General features: G+C 64.8%; 24 protein-coding genes. 12 read left to right on the forward strand and 12 right to left on the reverse strand.

Going from position 1 to position 24,648, the window contains the following annotated elements:
• Positions 1-245: 245 nt before the first annotated feature.
• Both ilvD and HBJ55_RS15270 read left to right on the forward strand, forming a co-directional pair.
• On the forward strand, positions 246-2,090 hold the full coding sequence (ilvD, locus tag HBJ55_RS15265) for a dihydroxy-acid dehydratase (protein WP_167116701.1): 1,845 nt from the start codon (positions 246-248) through the stop codon (positions 2,088-2,090).
• Positions 2,091-2,163: 73 nt separating this feature from the next.
• The gene (locus HBJ55_RS15270) at positions 2,164-3,249 is read left to right on the forward strand and encodes an oxidoreductase (RefSeq protein WP_167116704.1); all 1,086 of its coding nucleotides are present in this window, start codon (positions 2,164-2,166) and stop codon (positions 3,247-3,249) included.
• 17 nt (positions 3,250-3,266) lie between these two features.
• Here the strand turns inward: HBJ55_RS15270 and nudE are convergent, their stop codons facing one another.
• Complete coding sequence (gene nudE, locus HBJ55_RS15275; protein WP_167116707.1) at positions 3,267-3,854, reverse strand: ADP compounds hydrolase NudE; 588 nt, start codon at positions 3,852-3,854, stop codon at positions 3,267-3,269.
• A 110-nt stretch (positions 3,855-3,964) separates the two neighbouring features.
• Here nudE and yrfG point away from each other — a divergent pair, with 110 nt between their 5' ends.
• The 4 genes from yrfG to HBJ55_RS15295 all read left to right on the forward strand — a co-directional run bounded on the left by yrfG (position 3,965) and on the right by HBJ55_RS15295 (position 7,862).
• The gene (gene yrfG, locus HBJ55_RS15280; RefSeq protein WP_167116709.1) at positions 3,965-4,690 is read left to right on the forward strand and encodes a GMP/IMP nucleotidase; all 726 of its coding nucleotides are present in this window, start codon (positions 3,965-3,967) and stop codon (positions 4,688-4,690) included.
• Positions 4,680-5,069 carry a ribosome-associated heat shock protein Hsp15 gene (gene hslR, locus HBJ55_RS15285; RefSeq protein ID WP_167116713.1) on the forward strand — a complete coding sequence of 130 codons (390 nt, stop codon included), beginning with the start codon at positions 4,680-4,682 and terminating at the stop codon, positions 5,067-5,069. Before yrfG ends, hslR begins: the two co-directional genes overlap by 11 nt.
• A 48-nt stretch (positions 5,070-5,117) precedes the next feature.
• Entirely contained in the window at positions 5,118-5,993 is an 876-nt protein-coding gene (gene hslO / locus HBJ55_RS15290) for an Hsp33 family molecular chaperone HslO (protein ID WP_167116716.1), read from the forward strand.
• 312 nt (positions 5,994-6,305) lie between these two features.
• Positions 6,306-7,862, forward strand: a complete 1,557-nt coding sequence (locus tag HBJ55_RS15295; protein ID WP_167116719.1) for a phosphoenolpyruvate carboxykinase — start codon at positions 6,306-6,308, stop codon at positions 7,860-7,862.
• A 54-nt stretch (positions 7,863-7,916) separates the two neighbouring features.
• On the opposite strand, the gene HBJ55_RS15300 is transcribed toward HBJ55_RS15295, so the two are convergent.
• Together HBJ55_RS15300 and HBJ55_RS15305 are read right to left on the reverse strand one after the other, a co-directional pair.
• Positions 7,917-9,305: a PepSY-associated TM helix domain-containing protein gene (locus tag HBJ55_RS15300; RefSeq protein WP_338072033.1), complete on the reverse strand. Its 1,389-nt coding sequence runs from the start codon at positions 9,303-9,305 to the stop codon at positions 7,917-7,919.
• A gap of 76 nt (positions 9,306-9,381) precedes the next feature.
• Positions 9,382-9,828: a DUF2946 family protein gene (locus tag HBJ55_RS15305; protein ID WP_167116722.1), complete on the reverse strand. Its 447-nt coding sequence runs from the start codon at positions 9,826-9,828 to the stop codon at positions 9,382-9,384.
• A 157-nt stretch (positions 9,829-9,985) separates the two neighbouring features.
• Here HBJ55_RS15305 and msrB point away from each other — a divergent pair, with 157 nt between their 5' ends.
• Entirely contained in the window at positions 9,986-10,483 is a 498-nt protein-coding gene (gene msrB / locus HBJ55_RS15310; protein WP_167116725.1) for a peptide-methionine (R)-S-oxide reductase MsrB, read from the forward strand.
• Between the two features lie 21 nt (positions 10,484-10,504).
• Here msrB and HBJ55_RS15315 read toward each other — a convergent pair whose 3' ends face one another.
• Both HBJ55_RS15315 and HBJ55_RS15320 read right to left on the reverse strand, forming a co-directional pair.
• Positions 10,505-12,172 (reverse strand): methyl-accepting chemotaxis protein, encoded by a 1,668-nt coding sequence (locus HBJ55_RS15315; protein ID WP_167116728.1) that lies wholly within the window; start codon positions 12,170-12,172, stop codon positions 10,505-10,507.
• Positions 12,173-12,405: 233 nt separating this feature from the next.
• Positions 12,406-13,260: a LysR substrate-binding domain-containing protein gene (locus tag HBJ55_RS15320; protein WP_167116731.1), complete on the reverse strand. Its 855-nt coding sequence runs from the start codon at positions 13,258-13,260 to the stop codon at positions 12,406-12,408.
• 108 nt (positions 13,261-13,368) lie between these two features.
• On the opposite strand from HBJ55_RS15320, the gene HBJ55_RS15325 reads away from it, so the two are divergent.
• From HBJ55_RS15325 to HBJ55_RS15345, 5 genes are all read left to right on the forward strand, one after another.
• Positions 13,369-13,620, forward strand: a complete 252-nt coding sequence (locus HBJ55_RS15325; RefSeq protein ID WP_167116734.1) for a DUF1127 domain-containing protein — start codon at positions 13,369-13,371, stop codon at positions 13,618-13,620.
• A gap of 71 nt (positions 13,621-13,691) precedes the next feature.
• A complete protein-coding gene (locus HBJ55_RS15330; protein WP_167116737.1) occupies positions 13,692-16,046 on the forward strand; it encodes a Tex family protein in 2,355 nt (784 codons plus the stop codon).
• 117 nt (positions 16,047-16,163) lie between these two features.
• Positions 16,164-17,780, forward strand: coding sequence for a glutamate--cysteine ligase (gene gshA / locus HBJ55_RS15335; protein WP_167116740.1), 1,617 nt, complete (start codon positions 16,164-16,166; stop codon positions 17,778-17,780).
• A complete protein-coding gene (locus HBJ55_RS15340) occupies positions 17,780-18,301 on the forward strand; it encodes a disulfide bond formation protein B (protein WP_167116743.1) in 522 nt (173 codons plus the stop codon). The genes gshA and HBJ55_RS15340 overlap by 1 nt, the downstream gene beginning before the upstream one ends.
• Before the next feature lie 17 nt (positions 18,302-18,318).
• Positions 18,319-19,170 (forward strand): alpha/beta hydrolase, encoded by an 852-nt coding sequence (locus tag HBJ55_RS15345; protein WP_167116747.1) that lies wholly within the window; start codon positions 18,319-18,321, stop codon positions 19,168-19,170.
• Here HBJ55_RS15345 and HBJ55_RS15350 read toward each other — a convergent pair whose 3' ends face one another.
• The 7 genes from HBJ55_RS15350 to HBJ55_RS15380 are packed head-to-tail and all read right to left on the reverse strand — an operon-like array spanning position 19,171 to position 24,580.
• Positions 19,171-19,584 (reverse strand): RidA family protein, encoded by a 414-nt coding sequence (locus tag HBJ55_RS15350; protein ID WP_167116750.1) that lies wholly within the window; start codon positions 19,582-19,584, stop codon positions 19,171-19,173.
• Positions 19,577-20,002 (reverse strand): acyl-CoA thioesterase, encoded by a 426-nt coding sequence (locus HBJ55_RS15355; protein ID WP_167116753.1) that lies wholly within the window; start codon positions 20,000-20,002, stop codon positions 19,577-19,579. Before HBJ55_RS15355 ends, HBJ55_RS15350 begins: the two co-directional genes overlap by 8 nt.
• Before the next feature lie 11 nt (positions 20,003-20,013).
• A complete protein-coding gene (locus tag HBJ55_RS15360) occupies positions 20,014-20,694 on the reverse strand; it encodes an ABC transporter ATP-binding protein (protein ID WP_167116756.1) in 681 nt (226 codons plus the stop codon).
• A 1-nt stretch (position 20,695) separates the two neighbouring features.
• Positions 20,696-21,439 (reverse strand): ABC transporter ATP-binding protein, encoded by a 744-nt coding sequence (locus HBJ55_RS15365; RefSeq protein WP_167116759.1) that lies wholly within the window; start codon positions 21,437-21,439, stop codon positions 20,696-20,698.
• On the reverse strand, positions 21,432-22,472 hold the full coding sequence (locus tag HBJ55_RS15370; protein ID WP_240936145.1) for a branched-chain amino acid ABC transporter permease: 1,041 nt from the start codon (positions 22,470-22,472) through the stop codon (positions 21,432-21,434). The genes HBJ55_RS15365 and HBJ55_RS15370 overlap by 8 nt, the downstream gene beginning before the upstream one ends.
• Positions 22,465-23,379, reverse strand: a complete 915-nt coding sequence (locus tag HBJ55_RS15375) for a branched-chain amino acid ABC transporter permease (protein ID WP_167116762.1) — start codon at positions 23,377-23,379, stop codon at positions 22,465-22,467. Before HBJ55_RS15375 ends, HBJ55_RS15370 begins: the two co-directional genes overlap by 8 nt.
• Before the next feature lie 58 nt (positions 23,380-23,437).
• Positions 23,438-24,580: an ABC transporter substrate-binding protein gene (locus HBJ55_RS15380; RefSeq protein WP_167116765.1), complete on the reverse strand. Its 1,143-nt coding sequence runs from the start codon at positions 24,578-24,580 to the stop codon at positions 23,438-23,440.
• Between the last annotated feature and the right edge of the window lie 68 nt (positions 24,581-24,648).

Raw genomic sequence — 24,648 nt, forward strand, 5'->3', positions numbered from 1 at the left:
TGCGTGACAGAATCGGGGCAGACCCCATACCAGACTGTGTCTGAAAAGTCGGCGAGCGAAGGTCAGACAAGGCAAAAATCAGCGAAGAGACGGAGTTTGCGGGGTGTAAATGAGTACTTTGAGCTGATTTTTAACGCCGTATGGCCAAGCGCAGGCAGTTTTCAGACACAGTCCAGACCGTCGCCGCCCATGGGTGGCAGAGACGGCGTTAACCGTATAGCGCGAACGCGCACGAAGAGGACACCATGCCCGAATATCGCTCCCGAACCACCACCGCCGGCCGCAACATGGCCGGCGCCCGCGCCCTGTGGCGTGCCACCGGCATGAAGGACGACGACTTCCACAAGCCGATCGTCGCCGTGGCCAACTCCTTCACCCAGTTCGTGCCCGGGCACGTGCACCTCAAGGACATGGGCCAACTGGTGGCGCGGGAGATCGAGAAGGCCGGTGGGGTGGCCAAGGAGTTCAACACCATCGCGGTGGACGACGGCATCGCCATGGGCCACGACGGCATGCTCTATTCGTTGCCGAGCCGCGACATCATCGCCGACAGCGTCGAGTACATGGTCAACGCCCACTGCGCCGACGCCCTGGTATGCATCTCCAACTGCGACAAGATCACACCGGGCATGCTGATGGCCGCCATGCGGCTCAACATACCGGTGATCTTCGTCTCCGGCGGGCCCATGGAAGCCGGCAAGACCAAGCTGCTCGACCACGGCCTCGACCTGGTCGATGCCATGGTCATGGCCGCCGACGATTCGGTTGACGACGAGACACTGGCCGAAGTGGAGCGCAGCGCCTGTCCCACCTGCGGCAGCTGCTCGGGCATGTTCACCGCCAACTCGATGAACTGCCTGACCGAGGCGTTGGGCCTGGCGCTGCCGGGCAACGGCACCGTGCTCGCCACCCACGCCGATCGTCGCCGCCTGTTCGAGACCGCCGGCCATCGCATCGTCGAGCTGGCCAAGCGCTACTACGAAGGCGACGAGGCGCACCTGTTGCCCCGTGCCATCGGTTCCAAGGCGGCGTTCAAGAACGCCATGACCCTGGACATCGCCATGGGCGGCTCCACCAATACCATCCTGCACCTGCTGGCCGCCGCTCAGGAGGCGGAGATCGACTTCACTCTGGCCGACATCGACCGGCTGTCGCGGGAAGTGCCGCAGCTGTGCAAGGTGGCACCCAACACCCAGAAGTACCATATCGAGGACGTGCATCGCGCCGGCGGCATTATGGCGATCCTCGGCGAGCTCGACCGCGCCGGCGTGCTCGATACCCGTGTGCCGACCGTCTACGGCGACAGTCTCAAGGCCGCGCTGGACGAGTGGGACATCATGCGTAGCCCCTCGCCCGACGTGGTGGAGTTCTTCAAGGCCGGCCCCGGTGGCGTTCCGACCCAGGTGGCGTTTTCCCAGAGCGCGCGCTGGCCGAGCCTCGACGGCGATCGCGCCAACGGCTGCATCCGTGATCTCGAGCACGCCTTCTCGAAGGAGGGTGGCCTGGCGGTGCTCTACGGCAACATCGCCGTGGACGGCTGTGTGGTGAAGACTGCCGGCGTCGACGAATCCATCCTGGTCTTCGAGGGACCGGCCCACGTGGTCGAATCGCAGGATCAGGCGGTAGAGCACGTCCTTGCCGGCAAGGTGAAGGAGGGCGAGGTCGTCGTCATTCGCTATGAAGGGCCGAAGGGCGGTCCGGGCATGCAGGAGATGCTCTATCCCACTTCGTATCTCAAGTCGAAGGGGCTGGGCAAGGCCTGCGCGCTGCTTACCGACGGCCGCTTCTCCGGCGGTACTTCGGGGCTTTCCATCGGCCATGTCTCGCCAGAGGCGGCTGCGGGCGGGGCCATCGGCCTGGTGCAGTCGGGTGATATCATTCGCATCGACATTCCCAACCGGCGCATCGACGTCAAGCTCTCCAACAGTGAGCTGGCGGCGCGCCGCGAAGCCGAGGAAGCGCGCGGCAGTCAGGCCTGGAAACCCAGCATTCAGCGCGTGCGCAAGGTGTCTGCAGCGCTCAAGGCCTATGCGCTGCTGGCAACTTCCGCCGACAAGGGAGCGGTGCGCGACCTCTCCAAACTCGACTGACGCAAGTGACGAACCGGGCCCTGGCCCGGTTCGTCATCGCGAGCTTTTTCATGCAGCAGTAAGGAACGATGACATGCGCAAGCAGACCTTCGGTGTCGGCCTGATCGGCTTTGGCACTGCCGGCCGGATCTTTCACGCCCCGTTGATCCAGGCCACACCTGGGCTGGAATTGCTGGCCGTGGTCAGCAGTTCGGCCGAGCGAGTGCATGAAACGCTGCCCGAGGTCGAGGTACTGCCCAAGGCGGCGGCGCTGTTTGCCCGCTCGGATATCGACCTGGTGGTCATCGCCAGCCCCAACGAGACCCACTATCCGCTGGCCAAGGCGGCGCTTGCCGCCGGCAAGCATCTGGTGGTCGACAAGCCGTTCACCGTCTCGTTGTCCGAGGCGCGGCTGCTCAAGGCCGAGGCCGACAAGGCCGAGTGCATGATCAGCGTCTTTCACAACCGTCGCTGGGACAGCGATTTTCGTACCCTGCAGGCCCTGGTCGAGGAGGGCGGCGTAGGACGCCCGGTCTCGCTCGAGCTGCGCTTCGACCGCTTCCGGCCGGCGGTGGCCGATCGCTGGCGCGAACAGCACAAGCCGGGCAGCGGTATCTGGTACGACCTGGGTTCGCACCTGCTCGACCAGGCCCGTACGCTGTTCGGCATGCCGCGGGCGATTCTGCTCGACTTGATGGCGGCACGGGACGGCGCCGAGGTGGACGACGAGTTTCATGCCCTGCTGGATTACGACGCACTCCGGGTCACCCTGCGGGCCAGTTCGCTGGTGGCAGTGCCGACGCCGCAGCAGGCCCTGCACGGCACCCGGGGCAGCTTCGTCAAGTATGGTCGCGATCCTCAGGAGAACTGGCTGAAGGAGGGGCGCACTCCTGCACGCGACTGGGGCATCGATCCGCGCCCTGGGCAATTGACCTTGGCCGAGGGCGACGACGGTAAACTGGTATCGCATGAACATCCGGGGCTCCCCGGCGACTACCTGGCCTACTACGTCGGCATCGTCGAGGCTCTGACGAACGGGGCGCCGGCACCGGTCAGCGTGGAGGAGGGGATCGAGGTCATGACCCTGCTGGAGGCGGGGCTCGACAGTTATCGCCAGAACCGCTGGATCCGCCTCAAGGAGGGTAACGGCAACTTGCGCCAGCTTCACCGTCACGGCTGAAGCTGGGGACGGCACGGCTACCAGCTTAGCGGTGCCTCCTTGCCACGGCGTTCGCGCAATGTGTCGCGGGCGATGAACAGCGCGGCGATGGCCCGCGCCTCGTGGAAGTCTTCGCGCAGCAGCAGGGCGGGCAGTTCCTCGAGGGCATGGGTCTCGACCACCAGAGGCTCCGGCTCGTCACCGGGCAGGCGTTTGGGGTAGAGGTCGGTGGCGAGCAGTACCTGCATGCGGTGGCGCATGTAGTTGGGCGCCAGCGACAGCTCCACCAGTGGCTCGATGCGTCGGGCGCCGAAGCCGCACTCCTCCATCAGTTCCCGATTGGCCGCCGTGACGATGTCCTCGCCGGGATCCACCAGCCCCTTGGGCAGGGTCAGTACGTAATCCTCGAAGCCCGCCGCGTATTCACGGATCAGCAGCACGTGGTCCGGGTCGGGCATGGCGATGATCATCACCGCGCCCTGGTCGCTGCCGGTCAGGCGCTCGAAGGTGCGCTCGGCGCCATTGGCGAAGCGCAGCTCCAGCGATTCGATATGAAACAGGCGACTTCTGGCCACGGACTGTCGTGCCAGCACCTGGGGTTTCTGCAAGATCTTCTTCTCGGACATGAAGGCTCCGTTTCGTGCGTGCGGGCATGGCACCTGCCGGGAATGCGCCGCCGGTATCCATTGAGTACAATATCACGCCTTCCACCGCTCAGATGCCACCGGGAGACGCCATGATCGACTGGCGCGCCATCGATACCGTTCTGCTGGACATGGACGGCACACTGCTCGACCTGCATTTCGACAGCCATTTCTGGCTGGAGCACCTGCCGCGACGCTACGTGGAACTGCACCGCCTCGACGAGGCCAGCCAGGAGCAGATCCGTGCGCGCATCCTGCGCGAGCGGGGGACACTCAACTGGTACAGCCTGGCCTACTGGAGCCGCGAGCTGGGTGTAGACATCGTCGCCCTCAAGCGCGAGATCCAGCACCTGATCGGCCTGCGCAGCGATGCGCTGGATTTCCTCAAGTGGCTCAGAAAGGCGCACCCCAGAGTGGTGTTGGCAACCAATGCCGACCGCGAGAGCCTGGAGCTCAAGTTGCCGCTTACTGGTCTCGAGGGCTACCTGGATGCCATCGTCTCCTCGGCCGATCTCGGCGTGCCCAAGGAAGCCCAGGAGTTCTGGTTCGCCCTGCAGGAGGTGGAGCCCTTCGACCCGACGCGGACGTTGTTCATCGATGACAACCCCGATGTGCTGGAGAGTGCGCGGGAGTATGGCATCCGCTATCTGCTCGGCATCAAGCAGCCCGACAGCACACGGCCGGAAAAAGAGCTTGAGGAGTTCATCGCCCTGGACCGCTTCGCCACGATCCTGCCCGAGGAGCTACCCTCGGAAGTACGTGGAAACCATGCAGGAGAGAATGGGGAGAGAGCCGAGACAGGAGGCGATGGTGGATAGCGTACGACTCGACAAGTGGCTGTGGGCCGCCCGCTTCTTCAAGACTCGTGCCCTGGCCAAGAAGGCCATCGAAGGCGGCAAGGTGCACTACAACGGGGGGCGCGCCAAGACCAGCAAGAACGTCGAGGTGGGCGCCCTGATTCGTGTGCCCCAGGGCTGGGACGTGTGGGAGGTGGAGGTCGTGGCGCTTTCCGACCAGCGTCGCGGCGCCCCGGAGGCCCGTGAACTCTACCGCGAGACGGCCGAGAGCGCCGAGCGTCGTGAACGGGAGGCCGAAGGCCGTCGCCTGAGTAACCAGGCCATGCAGCATCCGCTCAAGCGGCCAGACAAGAAGCAGCGCCGCGAGATCCAGCGCTTCCAGCGCCAGCAGGACGAGTGAGCCCACGACCTGTTGGCCCACCCTGAACGACCTCTTTCGGAATCGATCATGACCGACCAGATCCAGCGTTTCCTGTTCGAACGTACCAACGTCCGTGGTGAGATCGTCACCCTGGAGCGAGCCTACGGCGATGTGCTCGAGCGGCATGGCTATCCGCCTGCCGTCAACCGCCTGCTGGGTGAACTGCTGGCTGCCGTGGCGCTGCTCACCGATACCGTCAAGCTCGACGGCATCCTCAGCATCGAGGTGCGCGGCCAGGGGGCTCTGTCGCTGCTGATGGCCGAATCCAACCCCGGTGGCGAGCTGCGCGCCATCGCCCGTGTGGCGGAAGATGCCACTCTGCCGGCTGGGGAGGCGAACTTCCGCGATCTCGTCGGTGACGGCCATATCGTGATCACCCTCGACCCGCGCGAGGGCAATCGTTACCAAGGTATCGTGGCGCTCGACCAGGACAGCCTGGCCGGCTGCCTCGAGGCCTATTTCTCGCAGTCCGAGCAGCTGCCCACTCTGTTGTGGCTGCGTGCCGACGACCAGCGCGCCGGTGGGTTGCTGTTGCAGCGATTGCCGGACGAGTCGCAGAACCAGGATGAAGACGCCTGGGAGCGTACCGTCCAATTGGCGAAGACCTTAAGAACCGACGAGCTGCTGGGGCTCGATCAGCGTGAGCTGCTGCATCGGCTCTACCACGAGGAGACGGTGAGGGTCTTTGAACCCAAGCCGCTACGCTTCGGTTGTACCTGCTCGCGGGAGCGCATCGGTGATGCCTTGCTGACCCTGGGGGCCGATGAACTGCGTGACGTGCTGGCCGAGCAGGGTGAGATCGAGACCCAATGCCATTTCTGTCATACCCACTACCGCTTCACCGAGAGCGAAGTCGAGGCACTGCTGCGCGCCCAGCATGGGCCGCCCCCCACCCTGCATTGACGCCAACATTTGTCGGAGCGCGAGAGACGCCGAGAGGCGTCTCGTTCGTTCGCGTGGGATTGCTGCAATGCACAAGCATGGTTGTAGTCATCCTGCGGCGATATGTCTCGATGTAGTAGTAAAACTACAAGATCTTCGGTCAAAGTTAGCGTTTCCCGACGGCTCCCTTTTTGCCATAATGTCGCCGCCTCAAGGCCGATCGCCAGAATACAAGACGGCATGCATCCGCACACGGACGATCGGAAACGCAACGCGATGGCGTATGACGCCTGGCACACGAGAGAGAACCGGCCGCAAGGCCCAGGAAACGACATGACCACATCCCAAGCCGCTCCTCAAGCACACGTCAATCTCAGCAGCGCCGAACTCATCGAGCGTGCCGTGGCACGCGGAGAAGGCCATCTGGCCGCGAATGGCGCCCTGGTGGTGAATACCGGTCAGCGTACCGGCCGCTCGCCCAAGGATCGCTTCATCGTCGACGAACCCTCCACCAGCGGTGAGATCGACTGGGGCAGCGTCAACCGTCCTTTCGATGCCGGCAAGTTCGATGCTCTCTGGGCCCGTGTCGAAGACTACCTGGGTAGCGGCGAACGTTTCGTTTCCGAGCTCCATGTGGGCAGCGACCCGACTCACTACCTGCCGGTGCGGGTAACGACCGAGACGGCCTGGCACAATCTGTTCGGCCGCACCATGTTCGTGCGCCCCGAGGGTTACAATCCTTCGGCCAAGCAGGAGTGGACCATCCTCAACGCGCCGCATTTCGAATGCGACCCGGATCGTGACGGCACCAACTCCGACGGCTGCGTGATCCTCAACTTCGCCCAGCAGAAGGTGCTGATCGCCGGCATGCGTTATGCCGGTGAAATGAAGAAGGCGATGTTCTCGGTGCAGAACTTCCTGCTGCCGGCCTCCGACGTTCTGCCCATGCACTGCAGCGCCAATGTCGGCGAGGATGGTGAGACCGCGCTGTTCTTCGGCCTCTCCGGCACCGGCAAGACCACGCTCTCCGCCGACCAGGCGCGCTATCTGATCGGCGACGACGAGCACGGCTGGGGCCCCGGCACCGTGTTCAACATCGAGGGCGGATGCTATGCCAAGTGCATCGACCTCTCCGAGAAGAACGAACCGGTCATCTGGAATGCCATCAAGTTCGGCACCGTGCTCGAGAATGTGGTGCTCGACGACCGCCGCGAACCCGACTACACCGACGACAGCCTGACCCAGAATTCGCGTGCCGCCTACCCGCTGGAGCACGTCGGCAAGCGCGTTCCGGAGAATCGAGCCGGTGAGCCCAATGCCATCATTTTTCTGACCTGCGACATGTCCGGCGTGTTGCCGCCGGTGTCGGTGCTGTCCAAGGAAGCGGCGGCCTACCACTTCCTCTCCGGCTACACCGCTAAGGTGGGGTCCACCGAGATGGGTTCCTCCTCGGGCCTGGAAGCGACTTTCTCCACCTGCTTCGGCGCACCGTTTTTCCCGCGCCCGGCCCGCGTCTATGCCGATCTGCTGATCAAGCGCGTCGAGGCCAAGGACGCCCAGGTCTACCTGGTCAACACCGGCTGGACCGGCGGTGCCTACGGCGAGGGCGGCTCGCGCTTCTCGATTCCCACCACCCGCGCCATCATCAGTGCCATTCAGTCCGGCGTGCTGCGCGAGATCGAGACCAAGCGCATCGAGGGACTCAATCTGGACGTGCCGGTTTCCGTGCCGGGAGTCGACTCCAGCTTGCTCGACCCGCGCGAGACCTGGGAGGACAAGGCCGCTTACGATCGCAACCTGCGTGACCTGGCGGCCAAGTTCGTCGACAACTTCAAGAAGTTCGAGGGCGTCAACGAAGCCATCACCAAGGCCGGGCCCAGCCTGACCTGAAGCCAGCCACCGTGGTAACGACGGGGGAGGGGCGCAGGCCTCTCCCCCGTTGCGTTATCGGCTTGATGCTTGCGTCGATGCCTGCCGGCGTGACGGCCACCAGCGCAGCAGATCCACAGCCACGAACAGGGCGAGGCTGGCGCCCAGCACCGGTAGCGCCAGTCCCAGCGCCACGGCAACGGCCAGCACACCCAATCGAGCAGACCATGACAGCGCCACGAATGTCTCACTCAGCGTCTCCCGACCACTCCGCTGAATCGCCCGCTCACGGCGCCACCACATCGTATAACCCCAGCACACCAGTACTACCAGACAGCCGGCGATAGCCGCCAGGGCCAGTTGGTTGGGCAGGCCGAACAGGCTGCCCATGTGCAGGTCGATGCCCCAGCGGGTGAGCTTGGCGGCCAGCGGAAAGGTGGTGAAATCGGTGCGATCGATAACCGCCATGCTCCGTGGATGCAAGGCGACCTGATCCACCTGGGTGGGCCAACTGCGGTCGATCTCGGCCACGCGCCAGGCTTTTCCCGCGCCGCGGGGCGGCTCGATCTGCACCAACCCGGCATCGATTCCGGCCGTGCGGGCGGCCTTCAGAGCCCGCTCGAAGTCCACCGGGTTCAAGGCCGCGTCCGGTGCGCGTGCGTGCCCGTGTTCGCCGTGCTCGTCATGGTCATGCGGTTGGTCGGATGCCGCCTCCGGAAGCAGCGTCGAGACGTTTGGCGTCCCCCAGCCCCAGGCGTGCCGCAACTCGGCGATGTTGCCGCCGGCCCATTTCGACCAGGTAAGCCCGGTAACGGCGAAGAACAGCAGGCCCAGGGCGGCGATTACGCCGAGAGTGGCGTGTCGCCGCCGCATGGCCCGAGGCCCGTTCTGAGTGCGCAGCCCCCGGCGGCGCTGCAGCCAGAGTGCCAGACCACCCAGCGCGGCGACCCACAGCCAGGAGGCGGCGAGTTCGCTGTAGAGGCGCCCTATGTCGCCCATCAGCAGCTGGCGATGGAACAAGTCGATGGTGGTGCGCAAGGGCAGCACGCCGCTGGTCCCGTAAACGGTCATGTCGCCCTTGATCGCGAGAGTCACGGGATCGATGAAGAGGGCGCGATGTTTGGATGGGCCGAGGCCGGGGGCGGCGAACATGACCCGGGTAGTAGCGCCGGGGCGTGGCGCCGGCCTGACGGCGGCGGGCAGGATAGCTTCGCCCAAGCCGTGCTGTGCTGCTTCGACCTGCTGGGCGAGTGGCTGCGGGGTGCCGCTCTGCACGCCGCTGAGGGCGTCGTGGTAGAGCCAGGCTTCGAGCGCAGGGGTGAGCGCATAGGCGATGCCGGATAGGGCCGCTACCAGCATGAAGGGGGCGACGAGCAGGCCGATGTAAGCGTGCAGCCGGGCGATCAAGGCAAGCAATAGCCTGCCGGTGCGACGAGAAGAGGTCGCCGGATAACGAGATGTCACGTGAGTGCTCCTGATCGGGGGACAGGGGCCACGGGGCCTACCGCCTGGCAGCAGATCTCATGGCAACCATATCTGTTCAGACGGAGCGTAAGGGGGGGGCGCGGCCGTGATAGCGCGGATAGTGTTCGCCAGCGCTGGGGCGCCAGGTTCCGCTGACGAGCGGGGCCCGTGACGAAGAGGGCCGGGCGGGTACATTGGCTTCTCGCACCACTGCGCCCGGTATATGCAGGAAGAAGCTACAGTAATCGCAGGCAGCGAGCGTGTCGTGGTGATCGTGGGTTTTGCCGAGCTGCGCATGACGATGGCTGTCGGAGTGAGCGGCACCATGCGCCTGGTGAGCGGCATCACGCGAGGCGTAAAGCGCGGCCGAATGACCCCCGTGGTGTGATGCGCCGTGGGCCGCATGCCCGGTCTCGAGCAGACGCTGGGTCTGGCTCAGCAGCGGTCCGGCAATGGTCAGGCTCAAGGCGAGCAGACCGAGACAGGCCGTCATGTGGCGCCAATGTGTTGCGATGCGTTGCACGAAGAAGTCCAGACCGGGGAGGCAAGTTCACGACTCTAGACGAGAAATGCTGTTGGGCCAATACTCGAACCCACTCTCGGTTGAGGGGTCTGAACGGAAGGAGGCATTACTCATCCTTGCACACTGGGGCGCCGTGCTACGGTGCTTGGGGGAGAATATGAAACGCCGTCTATTTCTCGGTTTGTTGGGTACGGCCGGCGCTGCAGGTCTGGTGCCCAGCGTCGGTTGGGGATTTCCGCGGCTGAGTCTCGAACCGGCTCCGGGCCTGGAGCGTCTCGAACTCTCACGCGATGAGTGGCGCGAGCGCCTCACGCCCGAACAGTTCGAGATCCTGCGCGATCATGGCACCGAGCCGCCGTTCTCTAGCCCGCTCGACAAGGAGTGGGGGGAAGGAGAGTACCGCTGCGCCGGCTGTGACCTGCTACTGTTCGAGAGCGCCACGAAGTACGACTCCGGCACCGGCTGGCCGAGCTTTTTCGAGCACGTCGAAGGGCACCTGCTCAGCCAGCTCGACTTCAGCCTGGTATGGCCGCGGCGCGAGTATCATTGCGCCCGCTGCGGCGGCCATCAGGGCCATGTCTTCAGCGACGGTCCCGAGCCCACCGGGCTGCGCTGGTGCAACAATGGCCTGGCTCTGAAATTCATGCCGGCATAGGCCGATGCCCGAGGCCGCCGGCTAGAACGATCCGGCGACCGTCAGTGCTGTCTGACGACCGCAGGCGGTGGTGTGTTCCCGCTTCGAGGTGGTCGGAGCGGGCAGCAAGGTCTGCTCCGTGTCGTTGGAATCGCTCAGGCGGAAGCTGGCGATCAGTTCGTTCAGGCGTTCGACCTGTTCACGCATCTCGTCCGCCGCGGCGCTGGTCTGCTCGACGAGCGAGGCATTGTGCTGCGTCATGTTGTCGAGCTCGGAAACCGCAATATTGACCTGGGCGATGCCCTGGCTCTGCTCCTTGGCGCCGGCGCTGATCTCGCCGATTACACCGGTAATGCGCTCGATGCTGGCGACGACCTCCTGCATGGTCTTGCCCGTGCTCTTGACCAGGCTCGCCCCCGACTGGGTGCGTGAAACGGAGGTGTCGATCAGCTCGCGAATACCGCGAGACGCATCGCTGGAGCGGCTGGCCAGGGTGCGAACCTCCTGTGCCACCACGGCGAACCCTCTACCGTGCTCCCCGGCGCGTGCAGCTTCCACCGAGGCATTGAGGGCGAGGATATTGGTCTGGAACGTGATGCCGTCGATCAGGCCGATGAACTCGTTGATCTGCGCCGCGGAGCGGCTGATATCGTCCATGGTGCTCTCGACCTGAGTCATGGCCTCCTGGCCGCGGCGGGCGACGCCCACCGTCTCCTGCACCAGCTGATTGGCCTGCTGCGTGGCGTCGGATGTATTGCTTACCGTTGCCGTGATCTCCTCCATGGAGGCCGATGTCTCCTGCAGGTTGGCGGCAGTCTGCTCGGTGCGCGAGGAGAGGTCCTGGCTGCTCTTGGTAATCTCGCTGGAGGCGTTGTGCACGCTCAGGGTGCTGCTGCGTACGGTCTGCAGGGTTTTGTCGATGCGCAGTATGAAAGCGTTGAACTGCTCGGCCAGCTCGCCCAGCTCGTCCTTGCGCCGGCTCTCGATACGCGCCGTCAGATCGCCATCCCCCTCCGTGATCTCCCGGATGCGCCCCGTGATCTGGCGGATGGCACGCGACATCAGCATGGGGCCGATCAAGGCAATGGCGACAGCAGCGAGAAAGACCAGGAGTGAAAAGCCGAGCACGCTGAACTGCTGCGCCCGGATGCGCGCAAGCGTCAACGCTTCGAGTTCGACGACCTTGGCATCCGCCAGTTCACCGGCTTCGTTGTAGACATCTCTCAGTTGGTTGAAAGCGGTAAGCGATGCGCCCTCGAGCTGCTCCCGGGCGGCATCGGTGTTGCCCGAGGCGTGTAGCTCCAGTACTTCGCTGGATTGGTCAGACCACTGGGAAAACAGTGACTCGAAGCCATCCAGGCGGCCGGTGATTTCCGGGTAGGCGTCGAGTAGCTGGGTAAACTCATGCATGCGGTCATAGGCCTGCTGAGCATTCTCCTCGTAGTCCTCCTGCAGTGCCTGGGCCTGCTCGGATCCGGTAGGCGCCTGCAAGTACTCCAGTTCGGCGATACGCGCCTGATAGAGATCGCGATCGGCGTTGAGGACGGCGGAAATGGCGGCATTGAAGGTGCCGCTGAATTCGGTCATGCGGTCCCTGACGGAGTGCACCAGTAGCAGATCGGCGATTACCACCACCAGCAGTGACAGGGCGACGCCGATGAAGGCGACGGCATATTTGACGCGTATCTTGTTCATGAAATTGTTGCGCATTGGTTGTGACTCCCTTGCCGGAGTGAAGCTGTTCGAGTGGCTGGCGCCATCGTAATAGTTATAGTGGCGCGAAAGGCGCGCTTTGGAGGGTGGGGCTCATTGGTATTCATCGGCATTTCGAGCCGAAACTTGAGCGCAAGGCGAAAGTGGCAAGGAATGAATTTAAATAAGAAAGAGTTAATTATTAAGTTGTTAATACTTTAAATAAGTGTTGCCCAGGCGGCGAAACACGATCAAGCCTTGAAGCCCTCGATGATGTGCTGCGCCAAGCCGTCTACCGCGGGTGATGCGGTATCGGGCGAGCGCAGCAGCACGATCGAGCCGTCGGGCAGCGGGGGGAAGCCGTCAGCCTCGCCGAGCACACGCATACCCGGCGTGACCAGGCTCTTCATCAGTGCGGAGACGGCAAGTCCGGCACCGACCACCGCCTGCAGAGTGGCCAGGCTGGGGCTCGAGTAGGCGATGCGGTACTGGCGGCCGGCACGGGTCAGGCTGTGGCAGGCATGCTGTCGACATAAACAGGGAGCCTCGAACAGCGCCAGAGGCAGTGGCGTCTGGCGATGCACGGCGTGACTTTCAGCCACCACCCACACCGTTTCCTCGCGGCGCAGGATGGTGCCGATCTCCTGACCGACCCCTCGGGTCACGATGCTCAGATCGAGGCTACCGTGAGGACGGTTGAGCAGATCGGAGGAGGGGGCGCACTGCACCTCGACATCGACCAGCGGCCAAGTCTGCGAGAACGACTTGAGAATTCCGGGCAGGAAGCGCATGACGAAGTCGTCGGGTACGCCTATCCGTACTCGCCCCACCATGTCCGGCTCGCGCAGTATGTTGAGCGCTTCGCCCTGCAGGTCGAGAATGCGGCGGGCATAGCCGAGCAGCGTGGTGCCTTCGCTGGTGAGGTGCATCTGGCGCCCCTGGCGCTCGAACAGCGGGCGCTGGATCACGTCCTCCTCGAGCCGCTTGATCTGCATGCTCACCGCTGACTGGGTGCGGTTGACCGCCTGGGCCGCGCGAGTGAAGCCGCCATGGTCGACGATGGCGACGAAGGTGCGCAGCAGTTCGTGATCGATGGTAGCGCTCATGGAGGCATCATTTCCTTTGATGTAAGGCATAAGATCTATTCGTTGGATTGATTTTATGCCAAGAGCGAGACTTTTTCCATCGCCCACATGGCCTGGAGGAAGTCCGACATGAGAACCTCAGCTACTTGCTACGATTCGTCATCCTGTGCTGCGTCAGCAAGAGTCAAGCGAGACTGGCCGATCGCCTCGCGACTGTGGCACTGGGTGAGTTACGTGAAGCATCAGGCGCAGCTGCGCCACGAACGCATCCAACTGCGGGAACTCAGCGACCATCAACTGCGCGACATTGGCTTGACTCGCGAGCAGGCGCGAAGCGAGGGTCGCCGCCGCTACTTGGACGACATTGGCTGGTGGCGTTGAACCGGGCGGCGACACGGTGGCGTTTGTGGTAACTTGGCGCGATCTTTCGAAGTCGCAATACCAAGGAAGTCATGGACGCCACGACCCGGATCATTTCACGCCTCGCCGAGGAACTCGCCGTTCGCCCGCAGCAGGTGTCAGCCACCGTGGAACTGCTCGACGGCGGCGCTACCGTGCCCTTCATCTCCCGCTACCGCAAGGAGGTCACCGGTGGCCTCGACGACACCCAATTGCGCAATCTCGACGAGCGCCTGCGTTACCTGCGCGAACTCGAGGAGCGCCGGACAGCGGTGCTCGCCGCCATCGACGAACAGGGCAAGCTGACGCCGGAACTCGACAGGCAGATCCAGGCGGCCGATACCAAGCAGCGATTGGAAGACCTCTATCTGCCGTACAAGAAGAAGCGCCGCACCAAGGCGCAGATCGCCCGCGAAGCGGGACTCGAGCCGCTTGCCGATGCGCTGCTGGCCGATCCGACCCTGGAGCCCGAAACCGAGGCGGCCAAATACCTTCGTCCCGCCGAGGGGGACGTACCGGCCGTGGAGGATGCCAAGGCGGCGCTGGACGGTGCGCGACAGATCCTGATGGAGCGCTTCGCCGAGGATCCCGAGCTGGTGGGCAGGCTGCGCGAGCGACTCTGGCAGGAGGGCGAGCTCAGCGCGCGGGTGCTGCCGGGTAAGGAGCGCGAAGGGGCCAAGTTCTCCGACTACTTCGAGCACGACGAGTCGCTGGCCAAGGCGCCGTCTCACCGGGCACTGGCCATGTTCCGCGGCCGTAACGAGGGCGTACTGACGCTGGCCATCCGTCTGCCCGGCGAGGAGGAAGCGCCGATTCACCCGGCCCAGATTGCCATCGCCAAGCATTTCGATATTCGCGACGAAGGCCGCGCCGCCGATAAATGGCTGGCCGACGTGGTGCGCTGGACCTGGCGGGTCAAGCTCTACACTCATCTCGAAACCGAGTTGATGGGGCGGCTGCGCGAGCGTGCCGAGCTGGAGGCCATCGAGGTCTTCGCCGCCAACCTCAAGGATCTGCTGCTGGCGGCACCGGCGGGGCAGAAGGCCACGCTTGCCATAGACCCGGGGCTGCGCACCGGCTGCAAGGTGGCGGTGGTGGACGCCACCGGCCAGTTCCTTGAGCATGCCACTATCTATCCTCATGCGCCGCGCAACGCCTGGGACGCCTCGCTGGCCGAACTGGCCAAGCTGGTCGAGAAACACGACGTGGCACTGATTGCCGTGGGCAACGGCACCGCGAGCCGCGAGACCGACAGGCTGGCCGGCGATCTGGTCAAGCTCTTCGCCGGCAAGAGAGTGCTTTCGAAGGTGATGGTCAGCGAGGCCGGCGCCTCGGTCTACTCCGCCTCGGAGTACGCCTCGAAGGAGCTGCCCGATCTCGACGTCACCATCCGTGGCGCGGTCTCGATCGCCCGCCGGCTTCAGGATCCGCTGGCCGAGCTGGTCAAGATCGAGCCCAAGTCCATCGGCGTGGGCCAGTACCAGCACGACGTCTCCCAGCTGCAGCTGTCGAGGAGCCTGGAAGCGGTGATCGAGGACTGCGTCAACGCCGTGGGCGTCGACCTCAATACCGCGTCGAGCGCGCTGCTGTCGCGGGTGGCCGGCCTCAACCCGGCGCTGGCCGAAGCCATCGTCGCCCGGCGCAACGCGGAAGGCGCTTTCGTCAGCCGTAAGCAGTTGCTCGACGTCAGCCGCCTGGGGCCCAAGACCTTCGAACAGTGCGCTGGCTTTCTGCGCATCATGCGCGGCTCCAATCCGCTGGATGCCAGCGCCGTGCACCCCGAGGCCTATCCGGTGGTGGAGCGTATCGCCAGCCGCAGTGGGCGCCCGGTGGCCAGCCTGATCGGCGACAGCGCCACACTCAAGGCGGTCAAGCCGGCCGAGTTCGCCGACGAGCGCTTCGGCGTGCCCACCATCAGCGACATCCTGAAGGAGCTGGACAAGCCGGGCCGCGACCCGCGCCCCGAGTTCAAGGCCGCCGAGTTCCGCGAAGGCGTGGAGACGCTCAAGGATCTGGAGCCGGGCATGATCCTCGAGGGCAGCGTGACCAACGTGACCCACTTCGGCGCCTTCGTCGATATAGGCGTACATCAGGACGGTCTGGTGCATATCTCGGCGCTCTCCGACAAGTTCATCGAGGACCCGCGTTCGGTGGTCAAGGCCGGCGACATCGTCAAGGTCAAGGTGATGAGCGTGGATATCGAACGTGCCCGCATTGGGCTCTCCATGCGTCTCGACGACCAGCCGGGCGAGGCCGAGGGTGGCAAATCGTCGCGCGCTGGCCAGGGCGAGCGGCGTGGCGGGCAGGGCAAGGCGCAGCGCAAGGGTGCGCCTCGCGAGCAGGCCCAGCCCAACCAGATGGGCGCCCTCGGAGCCGCGCTGCTGGCGGCGAAGAAGGGCAAATCTTGATCCCGGCATGCCTCTCGCCATACTCTCGACAAAAACCGCATGACTGGCCGCCATGGGTGGCCGGCATGCTTCGACCGGGAGGCCCGTTGAAGGCCTCCGAGACACGGGGTCCACGCCTTGTCTGATTCATATACCGCCACCGTTTCATATCTCGCCGGGCTGGCGACAAAGGGGCGCTTCGGGCGCTTGCGACGCGGCCTGGAGAAAGAGGGGCTGCGTGTCGATCGCCAGGGGCGTATCGCTTCCACGCCGCACCCGCATGCGCTGGGCTCGAAGCTGACCCATCCGCATATCACCACCGACTACTCCGAAGCGCTGCTGGAGTACATCACGCCGGTCTACTGTCGCCCCGCCGATGCCATCGACTTCCTGGCCGACCTGCATCGCTTCAGCTATCGCCACCTGGGTGACGAGCTGGTGTGGCCGGCCAGCATGCCGGCCAGGCTCGACGGCAACGACAGCGTGACCATTGCCGACTACGGCAGCTCCAACGTCGGCACCATGAAGCATGTCTATCGCAAGGGGCTGGATGTGCGTTATGGCCGCATCATGCAGGCCATCGCCGGCATCCACTACAATGTCTCGCTACCCGACGAGCTATGGGAGCTGCTGCGCGAGCGCGACGGTGCCACGCAGATGTCGCTCGACGATTACCGCTCGAGCCGGTACTTCGGCCTGATCCGCAACTTCCGGCGCCACAGCTGGCTGCTGCTCTACCTTTTCGGCGCCTCGCCGGCGCTGGATCGCAGTTTCCTGCCCGAGGGCAACATTCCCGACAAGCTGCGCGCGCATGGTCGCGAGACCCTGGTCTCGCCCTACGCCACCAGCCTGCGCATGTCGGACCTCGGCTATCAGAACAAGGTGCAGGAGCAGCTCAAGATCTGCTTCAATTCGCTCTCCAACTACGTGGGCACCCTGCGTCACGCCATCTCCACGCCATGGCCCGCCTACGAGGCGCTGGGCGTCAGGGATGACCTCGACTGGCAACAGCTCAACGCCAACATCCTGCAGATCGAGAACGAGTACTACAGCGACATCCGGCCCAAGCGCGTCACGCGACACAACGAAACGCCGAGCCAGGCGCTCGAGTCGCGCGGCGTCGAGTACATCGAGGTGCGCTGCCTCGACCTCGATCCCTTCCTGCCGCTGGGCATCGACGAGCCGCGCCTGCGCTTCATCGACACCTTCCTGATGTGGTGCCTGCTCTCTGAAAGCCCCTGGATTCCCGACGAGGAGTGCGATCGGCTGGACGACAACCGCCGGCTGGTCGTCGAACGCGGGCGCGACCCCGAGCTGCGCCTGCTACAGGACGGCCAACTGCGCTCCGTGGCCGAATGGGGCGGCGAGATTTTCGCCGAGCTGGCCAAGGCCGCCGGGCTGCTCGATGCTCTGGAGGAGGGCACGCCCCATGCCGAGGCCGTCGCGTCGCTCGCGCCCTGGCTCGGGGATCCTGCATTGACGCCTTCCGGCCGGCTGCTGGCGCGGTTGGAAGAGAACGGTGAGGAGTTCATCGATGCGACTCTCGCCCTCGCCGAGGAGCACGCCGTACGGATGCGGCATGAAACCGTGAGCCCGGCTCGCAAGTCCACCTTCGAGCAGATGGTCGAGACGTCGCACCAGCAGCAGCGCGATATCGAGGCGGCCGATAGCCTTCGCTTCGAGGAGTTTCTCGAGGAGTATTTTGCCAGTGCCCGCGAGCCCCGCGTGGCAATGACCAGCCAGGGAAATGCCTGATGATCGAGCGACTCCGACGTCTCTCCGTACGCCAATGGAGCCTGGCCGGGCTGGCCTTCTGTATCCTGATGATGCTCGTTGCCCTGGGCCTGGAGCACATCGGCGGGCTCGAGCCCTGCCCGCTGTGCATCTTCCAGCGGGTGGCAGTGCTGGCTGCGGCGGCGGTCTTCATCGTCGCTGCGATCCACAATCCGCAGGGCCGGCTTGGCCCGGTGGTCTACGGCGGGCTGTCGCTGACGGCGGTGCTCGGTGGCATTGCGGTCGCTGCACGCCACCTGTGGCTGCAGTCGCTGCCGCCGGACCAGGTGCCGAGCTGCGGTCCGGGCCTCGACTACATGATGGACATCCTGCCCATGCGCGACGTCATCGCGACGGTGCTCTCCGGCTCCGGCGAGTGCGCCGATATCGATTTCCTGCTGCTGGGTATCTCGTTGCCGGGCTGGACGCTGATCGGTTTCATCGTGCTGGCGCTGGCTCCGCTGGGGATCCTGTACCGTGCCGTCCGCGGTCTGTGGCCCTGAAGCGGGAGGACGACGGCATGCTCTACCGCGACTTTGCCACCCAGGAAGCGATCGATCGTGAATACGATCCCATGCGCGGCCGCGACCCGTCCGCGCTGCTCGCCGACTGGCAGGCGCGCAGCGCGGACTTCATGGCGCGCTGTCGAGTGTCACGGGATGTCGCCTATGGCCCGACGCTTGCCGAGTGCATGGACGTCTACCACGCCGAGCGTGACGATGCCCCGCTCCACCTGTTCTTCCATGGCGGTTACTGGCGTTCGCTGAGCCATCGCGAGTTCGGCTTCGTCGCCGAGGGGCTGGTGCAGGCGGGCATCAATGTGGCGGTGGTCAACTACGCGCTGTGCCCCACGGTGGCCTTCGGTGAGCTGGTACGTCAGGCTCGTGCCGCGGTGGCATGGGTGCAGCGCAACGGTTCGGTGCTGGGCGTCGATTCGGCACGCCTGAGCGTCTCCGGTCACTCCGCGGGTGGCCATCTCACCGCCATGCTGCTGGCCACCGACTGGCAAGGAAACTATGGGTTGCCCGACGATACGATCGCAGGGGCGTTGTGCGTGAGCGGGCTCTATGACTTGCGCCCCTTCCCCTGGTCGTGGTTGCAACCCAAGCTGCAGCTCACCGGGCGCGACGTGACCGACTACAGCCCGCTGTTCCTGCCGTGCCAGGTGCCCGCGCCGGTGCATCTGGTCGCGGGCGGAGAAGAGTCTTCGGAGTTCGCACGCCAGATGCAGGCCCACGCCGAGCACCTCGGGGCCCAGGGCGTAGCCGTAGGCGCCGAGCTGTTGCCCGGCGACGATCACTTCTCGATCCTCGATCACTACGCGCCGGGTGGGCTTTTCACCCAGCGCATCGCCAGCTTCCACCAGGCCTGATCAGACCTCGGGTATGACTGCGGTGGCCTCGATTTCGACCTTCGCCCGATCCTCGATCAGATCGGCCACCTGCACCATGGTCATGGCCGGGAAATGCTTGCCCATCACCTCGCGATAGGCAGCGCCCACTTCCTTGAGCCGCGCCAGATACTCCTGTTTATCGGTGACGTACCAGGTCAGGCGCACCACGTGCTGCGGGCCGGCGTCGGCCTGCTTCAGCACCTCGACGATATTGGCCAGCGCCTGGTGCACCTGAGCGACGAAGTCGTCGCTCTCGAAGACCTGGTCGCCGTTCCAGCCGATCTGGCCGCCGACGAAGATCGTGCGGCCGGTGGCGAGCACGCCGTTGGCGTAGCCCACGGCGGCCTTCCAGTGCGAAGGGTGAAGCAGCTCATGCAGGGTGGCGTTACTCATCTGGGTATCCTTGTTGGCAGTCCTTGGCGAAGTGTCGGCGCATGGCATCGGGCCAGGGCAGGGGCCGGCCGCTGTCCAGGTCGACGAAGACCAGGGTGGAATCGCAGGTCATGCGTAGCTCACCGCTGCAGTAGGCAACGGTGCGTAGAGTCAGGCTGGTGCGGCCGACGTCACGGATCGTGAGCTCGAAGGCGAGCGTCTCCCCCAGCCGGCTGGGGGCATGGAAGTCGGTCTCGATGTGGGCCGTGGGCACACCGGTGCGCGAAGTGACATGCAGGCGGTTGAAGTCGTGGCCCACCGACTCGGCGAAATAGTCCTCGACCACCGAGTTGAGCATCTCGAAGTAGCGTGGGTAGAAGACGATCCCTGCCGGATCGCAGTGCTGGAAGCGCACCTTGCGCTGGGTCGTGAACGGCATGGCGGCTTCTCCTACACGCCGAGATAGCGGTCGCGGATGGTGTCGTCGAGTGCGCCGGGTTCTCCGGTCCACACCGTGCGCCCCTTTTCGAGGATGGTGCAGCGGTCAGCCACCGGCAGCAGCTCGGCGAGTGACTTATCGACGATCAGCGTGGACTGGCCTTCCGCCTTGAGCGCGCGAATAGCCGCCCAGATCTCCTGGCGGATGACCGGGGCCAGGCCCTCGGTGGCTTCGTCGAGCACCAGCAGGCTGGGGTTGGTCATCAGTGCGCGGCCGATGGCGAGCATCTGCTGTTCACCGCCGGAGAGGGTGTTGGCCATCTGCTGGCGCCGCTCGGCCAACCGAGGGAAGAGGCTTTCCACGCGCGCCAGGTTCCAGCGGCCGGAGCGCGCCGTGACCAACAGATTCTCGCGTACCGAGAGATTGGCGAAGCAGCGCCGCCCTTCGGGAACGAGCCCGAGCCCGGCCTGGGCGATACGATACGATGGCAGGCGATGCAGCTCCTGCAACTCAAAGGTAATGCTGCCACGGCGCGGCGGGGTGAGGCCGAAGATGGAACGGATGGTAGTGGTCTTGCCCATACCGTTGCGCCCCATCAGTGCCATCATCTCGCCGGCCTGAACGCTTAGGTCGACGCCGAACAGTGCCTGGGAGGGGCCGTAGAAGGTCTCGATCGCGGTGACGTTGAGCATCTCAATCCCCCAGGTAGGCTTCGCGAACTTGTGGGTTGCCGCGGATCTCGGCACCGTCGCCATGGGCGATCACGGCCCCGGCCACCAGTACCGAAATACGGTCGGCCAGGCGGAACACGGCGTCCATGTCATGCTCGATCAACAGGATCGGCACCTCGTGCTTGAGTGCCTCGAGCAGCTCGGTCAAGTGTGCCGATCCCTCGGGGCCGAGCCCGGCCATGGGCTCGTCGAGCAGCAGGACCCGTGGCTTGAGCGCCAAGGCGCAGGCCACCTCGACCTGGCGCCGCTCGCCGTGGGAGAGCTCCGATACCGGAGTGTCGGCGCGATGCGTGAGCGCCATGCGCTCCAGCGCCTCCATGGCCGGCATAAGCAGGCTCTCGTCGCGATGCACCGGCTTCCAGAAGCGGAAGCTGTGCCCCTGCAGTGCCTGCACGGCGATCATCACGTTGCGCTTCACCGACAGCGGTTCGGCTAGCGACGACACCTGGAAGCTGCGCCCCAGCCCCAGCCGTGCGCGCTGGGCCACGCTGAGCGGAGTGATCTCCTGGCCGGCCAGCACGATGCTGCCGGAGTCGGGCTTGAGTCCGCCGGCGATCTGGCCGATCAGGGTCGACTTGCCGGCCCCGTTGGGGCCGATCAGCGCATGGATCTCGCCCGCTCGCAGGTCGAGCGAAACGTCGCAGGTGGCCTGTAGCGCGCCGAAGCGCTTGTTGAGGTTCGAGAGTGTCAGCACGGCATCACTCATGGCGCTCCCTCCCGGCCAGCCAGCCCATCACACCGTACTTGGCGAACAGTACTACCAGCAGCAGCACCAGGCCGAGGAACAGCTTCCAGTATTCGGTCAGGCCGCCCAGCAGGGTCTCCATCAATACGAACAGTATGGCCCCGGCCAGCGGGCCGTAGAGTCGGCCCACGCCGCCGAGGATGACGATCACCATTAGCTCGCCGGACATGTGCCAACTGAGCATGGTGGGGCTGACGAAGCCGTTGAGATCGGCGTACAGCGCCCCGGCAAGACCAGTGATCATCGCCGAGATGACGAAGGCCACCAGGCGAATGGGATAGGGGGCGATACCGGCGGTGGCCAGGCGGGTGTCGTTGAGCCGCGCCATGGTCAGGGCGGCACCGAAGCGCGACTTCATGATGCGCGAGACGAGGGCGAGCGATAGCACCAGCCCGGCGAAGCAGATCAGGAAGAAATTGAGAGCGTTGCCGGTGTCGACCCACGGCAGCGAGTTGCGCAGGTAGATCGGCAGGCCATCCTCGCCGCCGTAGGTGGGCCAGGAGTTGGCGAAGTAATAGATCATCTGGGCGAAGGCCAGGGTGATCATGATGAAATAGACACCGGTAGTACGCAGTGAGATGGCACCGATGACCAGCGCCAGCAGGCCGCACAGCACGATTGCCGCGAGCCAGATCACGAGCATGCTGTCGCTGCCGGGAATGGCCAGCGGCCAACCGATTACCGGGGTGAGGTCGAAGGCGTGGTAGGCGCTGATACCGGCCACGTAGCCGCCCAGGCCGAAGTAGGCGGCATGGCCGAAGCTCACCATGCCGCCGTAGCCGATGGCGAGGTTGAGGCCAACTGCCGCCATGGCGACCAGGGTCATGCGCGAGGCCAGGTTGACGTAGTAGACATGGCCCAGGAAGTAGGCCGCCAGCGGGGCCAGCAGCAGCAGGGCCAGCAAGCCGATCTGTACCAGCCCTTTGCGATCGTGCCAACTGGCTGTCGGCAGCCCCGGCTGTGGGGCGAGAGTTCGAGTAACGGGCTTAGTCATGGGCGGCAAACAGTCCCTTGGGTTTGAAGGCGAGTATCACGGCCATCAGGACGTAGATCAGCATTGCGGCAATGGCGGAGCCGACACCGGCAGCCTCCGAAGGACTCATGAAGTGTCGGAAGAAGGCCGGCAGAAATATTCGCCCCAGAGTGTCGACGACCCCGACCAGGATGGCGCCATACAGTGCGCCCTTAATCGATCCGATGCCGCCGATCACGATCACCACGAAAGCGAGTATCAGCACCGGCTCGCCCATGCCGACCTGTACCGACTGCAGCGCGCCGACCATGGCCCCGGCCAGGCCGGCCAGCGCCGCACCCATGGCGAAGACCAGGGTATAGAGCCGGGCGATGTTGACGCCCAGGGCGCCGATCATCTCGCGGTCGCTCTCGCCGGCGCGAATGCGCATGCCGAGCCGGGTGCGCGAGATCAGCAAGTACATGCCTACCGCCACCGCGATCCCCACGGCGATGATCACCAGCCGATAGATGGGATAGCGCAGGCCGCCCGGCAGGGTGACCGAACCTGACAGGGCCGCCGGCGGGTTGAGCCACAGCGGCGAGGAGCCGAACAGCCAGCGGGTGCCCTCCGAGAAGATCAGGATCAGAGCGAAGGTGGCCAGCACCTGGTCGAGGTGGGGGCGGTGATAGAGCCGGCGGATCACGATCAGCTCGACCAGGGCGCCGACGGCAGCGGCCACGGCGATGCCAGCCGCCAGGCCGACGAGGAAGGAGCCGGTGGTGGCACTGACCAGTGCCGTGGCGTAGGCGCCGACCATGTAGAAGGAGCCGTGAGCCAGGTTGATCAGCCCCATCACGCCGAAAATCAGGGTCAGGCCGCTGGCCATCAGGAACAGCATGGTACCGAGCTGAAGGCCGTTGATGAGCTGTTCGATAAGTAGTGTCATGAGATCGTCAGGCAGTTAGTGGAAGGCGGCCGGCCCGGGGAGGGCCGGCCTGGCCGGGTCACATCTCGCACTGGGTGTGGTAGACGTCCTGAATGTCCTCGACGGCAATACCCACCAGGCGGTTGGTCGGCTGGCCATCGTCGCCCTCGACCACCTCACGCACGTAGATGTCCTGAATGGGGTGGTGGTTGGGGCCGAAGCGGAATTCTCCGCGCACCGAATCGAAATCGGCCTCGCGCAGCGCCTCGCGGAAGGCATCCTGATCGTCCGGATGAGCCTTCTCCAGAGCGCTCAAGATCAGGTTGGCGGTATCGTAGCCTTGGGCCGCATAGAGAGTCGGCGTACGGCCATAGGCTTCGCGAAAGCCCTCGACGAAGGCGTGGTTGGCCTCGTTGTCGAGGTCGTAGGCCCACAGCGAGGTATTCATGGCACCGATGGCCGCGCTGCCCACCGCCTTGATGATGATTTCGTCGAAGGAGAAGGCGGCACCGAACACCGGCATGTCGACGCCCGAGTTCTCCCACTGCTTCATGAACGAGATGCCCATGCCGCCGGGCAGGAAGAAGAACAGGCTGTCGGCGTCGCTGGCGCGGATCTGGGCAATCTCGGCGGCGTAGTCGGTCTGGCCCATCTGGGTGTAGATCTCGTCGACCACGTCGCCTTCGTAGAGGTGCTTGAAGCCGGCCAGGGCGTCGGTGCCGGCGGGGTAGTTGGGCGCCATGATGACGGGACGCTCGTAGCCCTGCTCGCGCATGTAGGCCCCCATGGCGCCGTGCAGGTTGTCGTTCTGGTAGGCGGCGTTGAAATAGTTCTCGTGACACATGCGCCCGGCGAGATCGGAAGGGCCGGCGTTGGGCGAGATGTAGAAGGTACCCTGGCGCACCGCCGCCGGTACCACCGCCATGGCCAGGTTGGAGAAGATAATACCGGTGAGAATATCGACCTCGTCGCGCTGCATGAACTCGTTGGACAGGCTGCGCGCCAGGTCGGGCCGGTTACCGTCGTCCTGCACCAGCACCTCGACGTCGTCGCGGCCGGAACGTTCGATGGCCAGCATGAAACCATCGCGGACGTCCACGCCCAGGTGCGAGCCGCCGCCGGACAGGGTGGTGATCATGCCGATCTTGACCTCTTCGGCCTGAGCCGCCGCCATGGCGGTGGTCATCAAAAGGCCAAGGCCAACGCTGACTAGTCTCTTCATGGATTTACCCTCTTCGTTCTCGATTGTTGTGTTCTCAGCGCATCGTTCGGCGCTGGTGCTACGGTTGC

Source organism: Billgrantia bachuensis (assembly GCF_011742165.1).
Classification (GTDB): Bacteria; Pseudomonadota; Gammaproteobacteria; order Pseudomonadales; family Halomonadaceae; genus Halomonas; species Halomonas bachuensis.

What these genes read in the sequence shown, in the direction of transcription:
- ilvD (WP_167116701.1), top strand. Translation starts at nt 246, where the DNA reads ATGCCCGAATATCGCTCCCGAACCACCACCGCCGGCCGCAACATGGCC.
- HBJ55_RS15270 (WP_167116704.1), top strand. Translation starts at nt 2,164, where the DNA reads ATGCGCAAGCAGACCTTCGGTGTCGGCCTGATCGGCTTTGGCACTGCC.
- nudE (WP_167116707.1), bottom strand. Translation starts at nt 3,854, where the DNA reads ATGTCCGAGAAGAAGATCTTGCAGAAACCCCAGGTGCTGGCACGACAG.
- yrfG (WP_167116709.1), top strand. Translation starts at nt 3,965, where the DNA reads ATGATCGACTGGCGCGCCATCGATACCGTTCTGCTGGACATGGACGGC.
- hslR (WP_167116713.1), top strand. Translation starts at nt 4,680, where the DNA reads ATGGTGGATAGCGTACGACTCGACAAGTGGCTGTGGGCCGCCCGCTTC.
- hslO (WP_167116716.1), top strand. Translation starts at nt 5,118, where the DNA reads ATGACCGACCAGATCCAGCGTTTCCTGTTCGAACGTACCAACGTCCGT.
- HBJ55_RS15295 (WP_167116719.1), top strand. Translation starts at nt 6,306, where the DNA reads ATGACCACATCCCAAGCCGCTCCTCAAGCACACGTCAATCTCAGCAGC.
- msrB (WP_167116725.1), top strand. Translation starts at nt 9,986, where the DNA reads ATGAAACGCCGTCTATTTCTCGGTTTGTTGGGTACGGCCGGCGCTGCA.
- HBJ55_RS15315 (WP_167116728.1), bottom strand. Translation starts at nt 12,172, where the DNA reads ATGCGCAACAATTTCATGAACAAGATACGCGTCAAATATGCCGTCGCC.
- HBJ55_RS15320 (WP_167116731.1), bottom strand. Translation starts at nt 13,260, where the DNA reads ATGAGCGCTACCATCGATCACGAACTGCTGCGCACCTTCGTCGCCATC.
- HBJ55_RS15325 (WP_167116734.1), top strand. Translation starts at nt 13,369, where the DNA reads ATGAGAACCTCAGCTACTTGCTACGATTCGTCATCCTGTGCTGCGTCA.
- HBJ55_RS15330 (WP_167116737.1), top strand. Translation starts at nt 13,692, where the DNA reads ATGGACGCCACGACCCGGATCATTTCACGCCTCGCCGAGGAACTCGCC.
- HBJ55_RS15340 (WP_167116743.1), top strand. Translation starts at nt 17,780, where the DNA reads ATGATCGAGCGACTCCGACGTCTCTCCGTACGCCAATGGAGCCTGGCC.
- HBJ55_RS15345 (WP_167116747.1), top strand. Translation starts at nt 18,319, where the DNA reads ATGCTCTACCGCGACTTTGCCACCCAGGAAGCGATCGATCGTGAATAC.
- HBJ55_RS15350 (WP_167116750.1), bottom strand. Translation starts at nt 19,584, where the DNA reads ATGAGTAACGCCACCCTGCATGAGCTGCTTCACCCTTCGCACTGGAAG.
- HBJ55_RS15355 (WP_167116753.1), bottom strand. Translation starts at nt 20,002, where the DNA reads ATGCCGTTCACGACCCAGCGCAAGGTGCGCTTCCAGCACTGCGATCCG.
- HBJ55_RS15360 (WP_167116756.1), bottom strand. Translation starts at nt 20,694, where the DNA reads ATGCTCAACGTCACCGCGATCGAGACCTTCTACGGCCCCTCCCAGGCA.
- HBJ55_RS15365 (WP_167116759.1), bottom strand. Translation starts at nt 21,439, where the DNA reads ATGAGTGATGCCGTGCTGACACTCTCGAACCTCAACAAGCGCTTCGGC.
- HBJ55_RS15370 (WP_240936145.1), bottom strand. Translation starts at nt 22,472, where the DNA reads ATGACTAAGCCCGTTACTCGAACTCTCGCCCCACAGCCGGGGCTGCCG.
- HBJ55_RS15375 (WP_167116762.1), bottom strand. Translation starts at nt 23,379, where the DNA reads ATGACACTACTTATCGAACAGCTCATCAACGGCCTTCAGCTCGGTACC.
- HBJ55_RS15380 (WP_167116765.1), bottom strand. Translation starts at nt 24,580, where the DNA reads ATGAAGAGACTAGTCAGCGTTGGCCTTGGCCTTTTGATGACCACCGCC.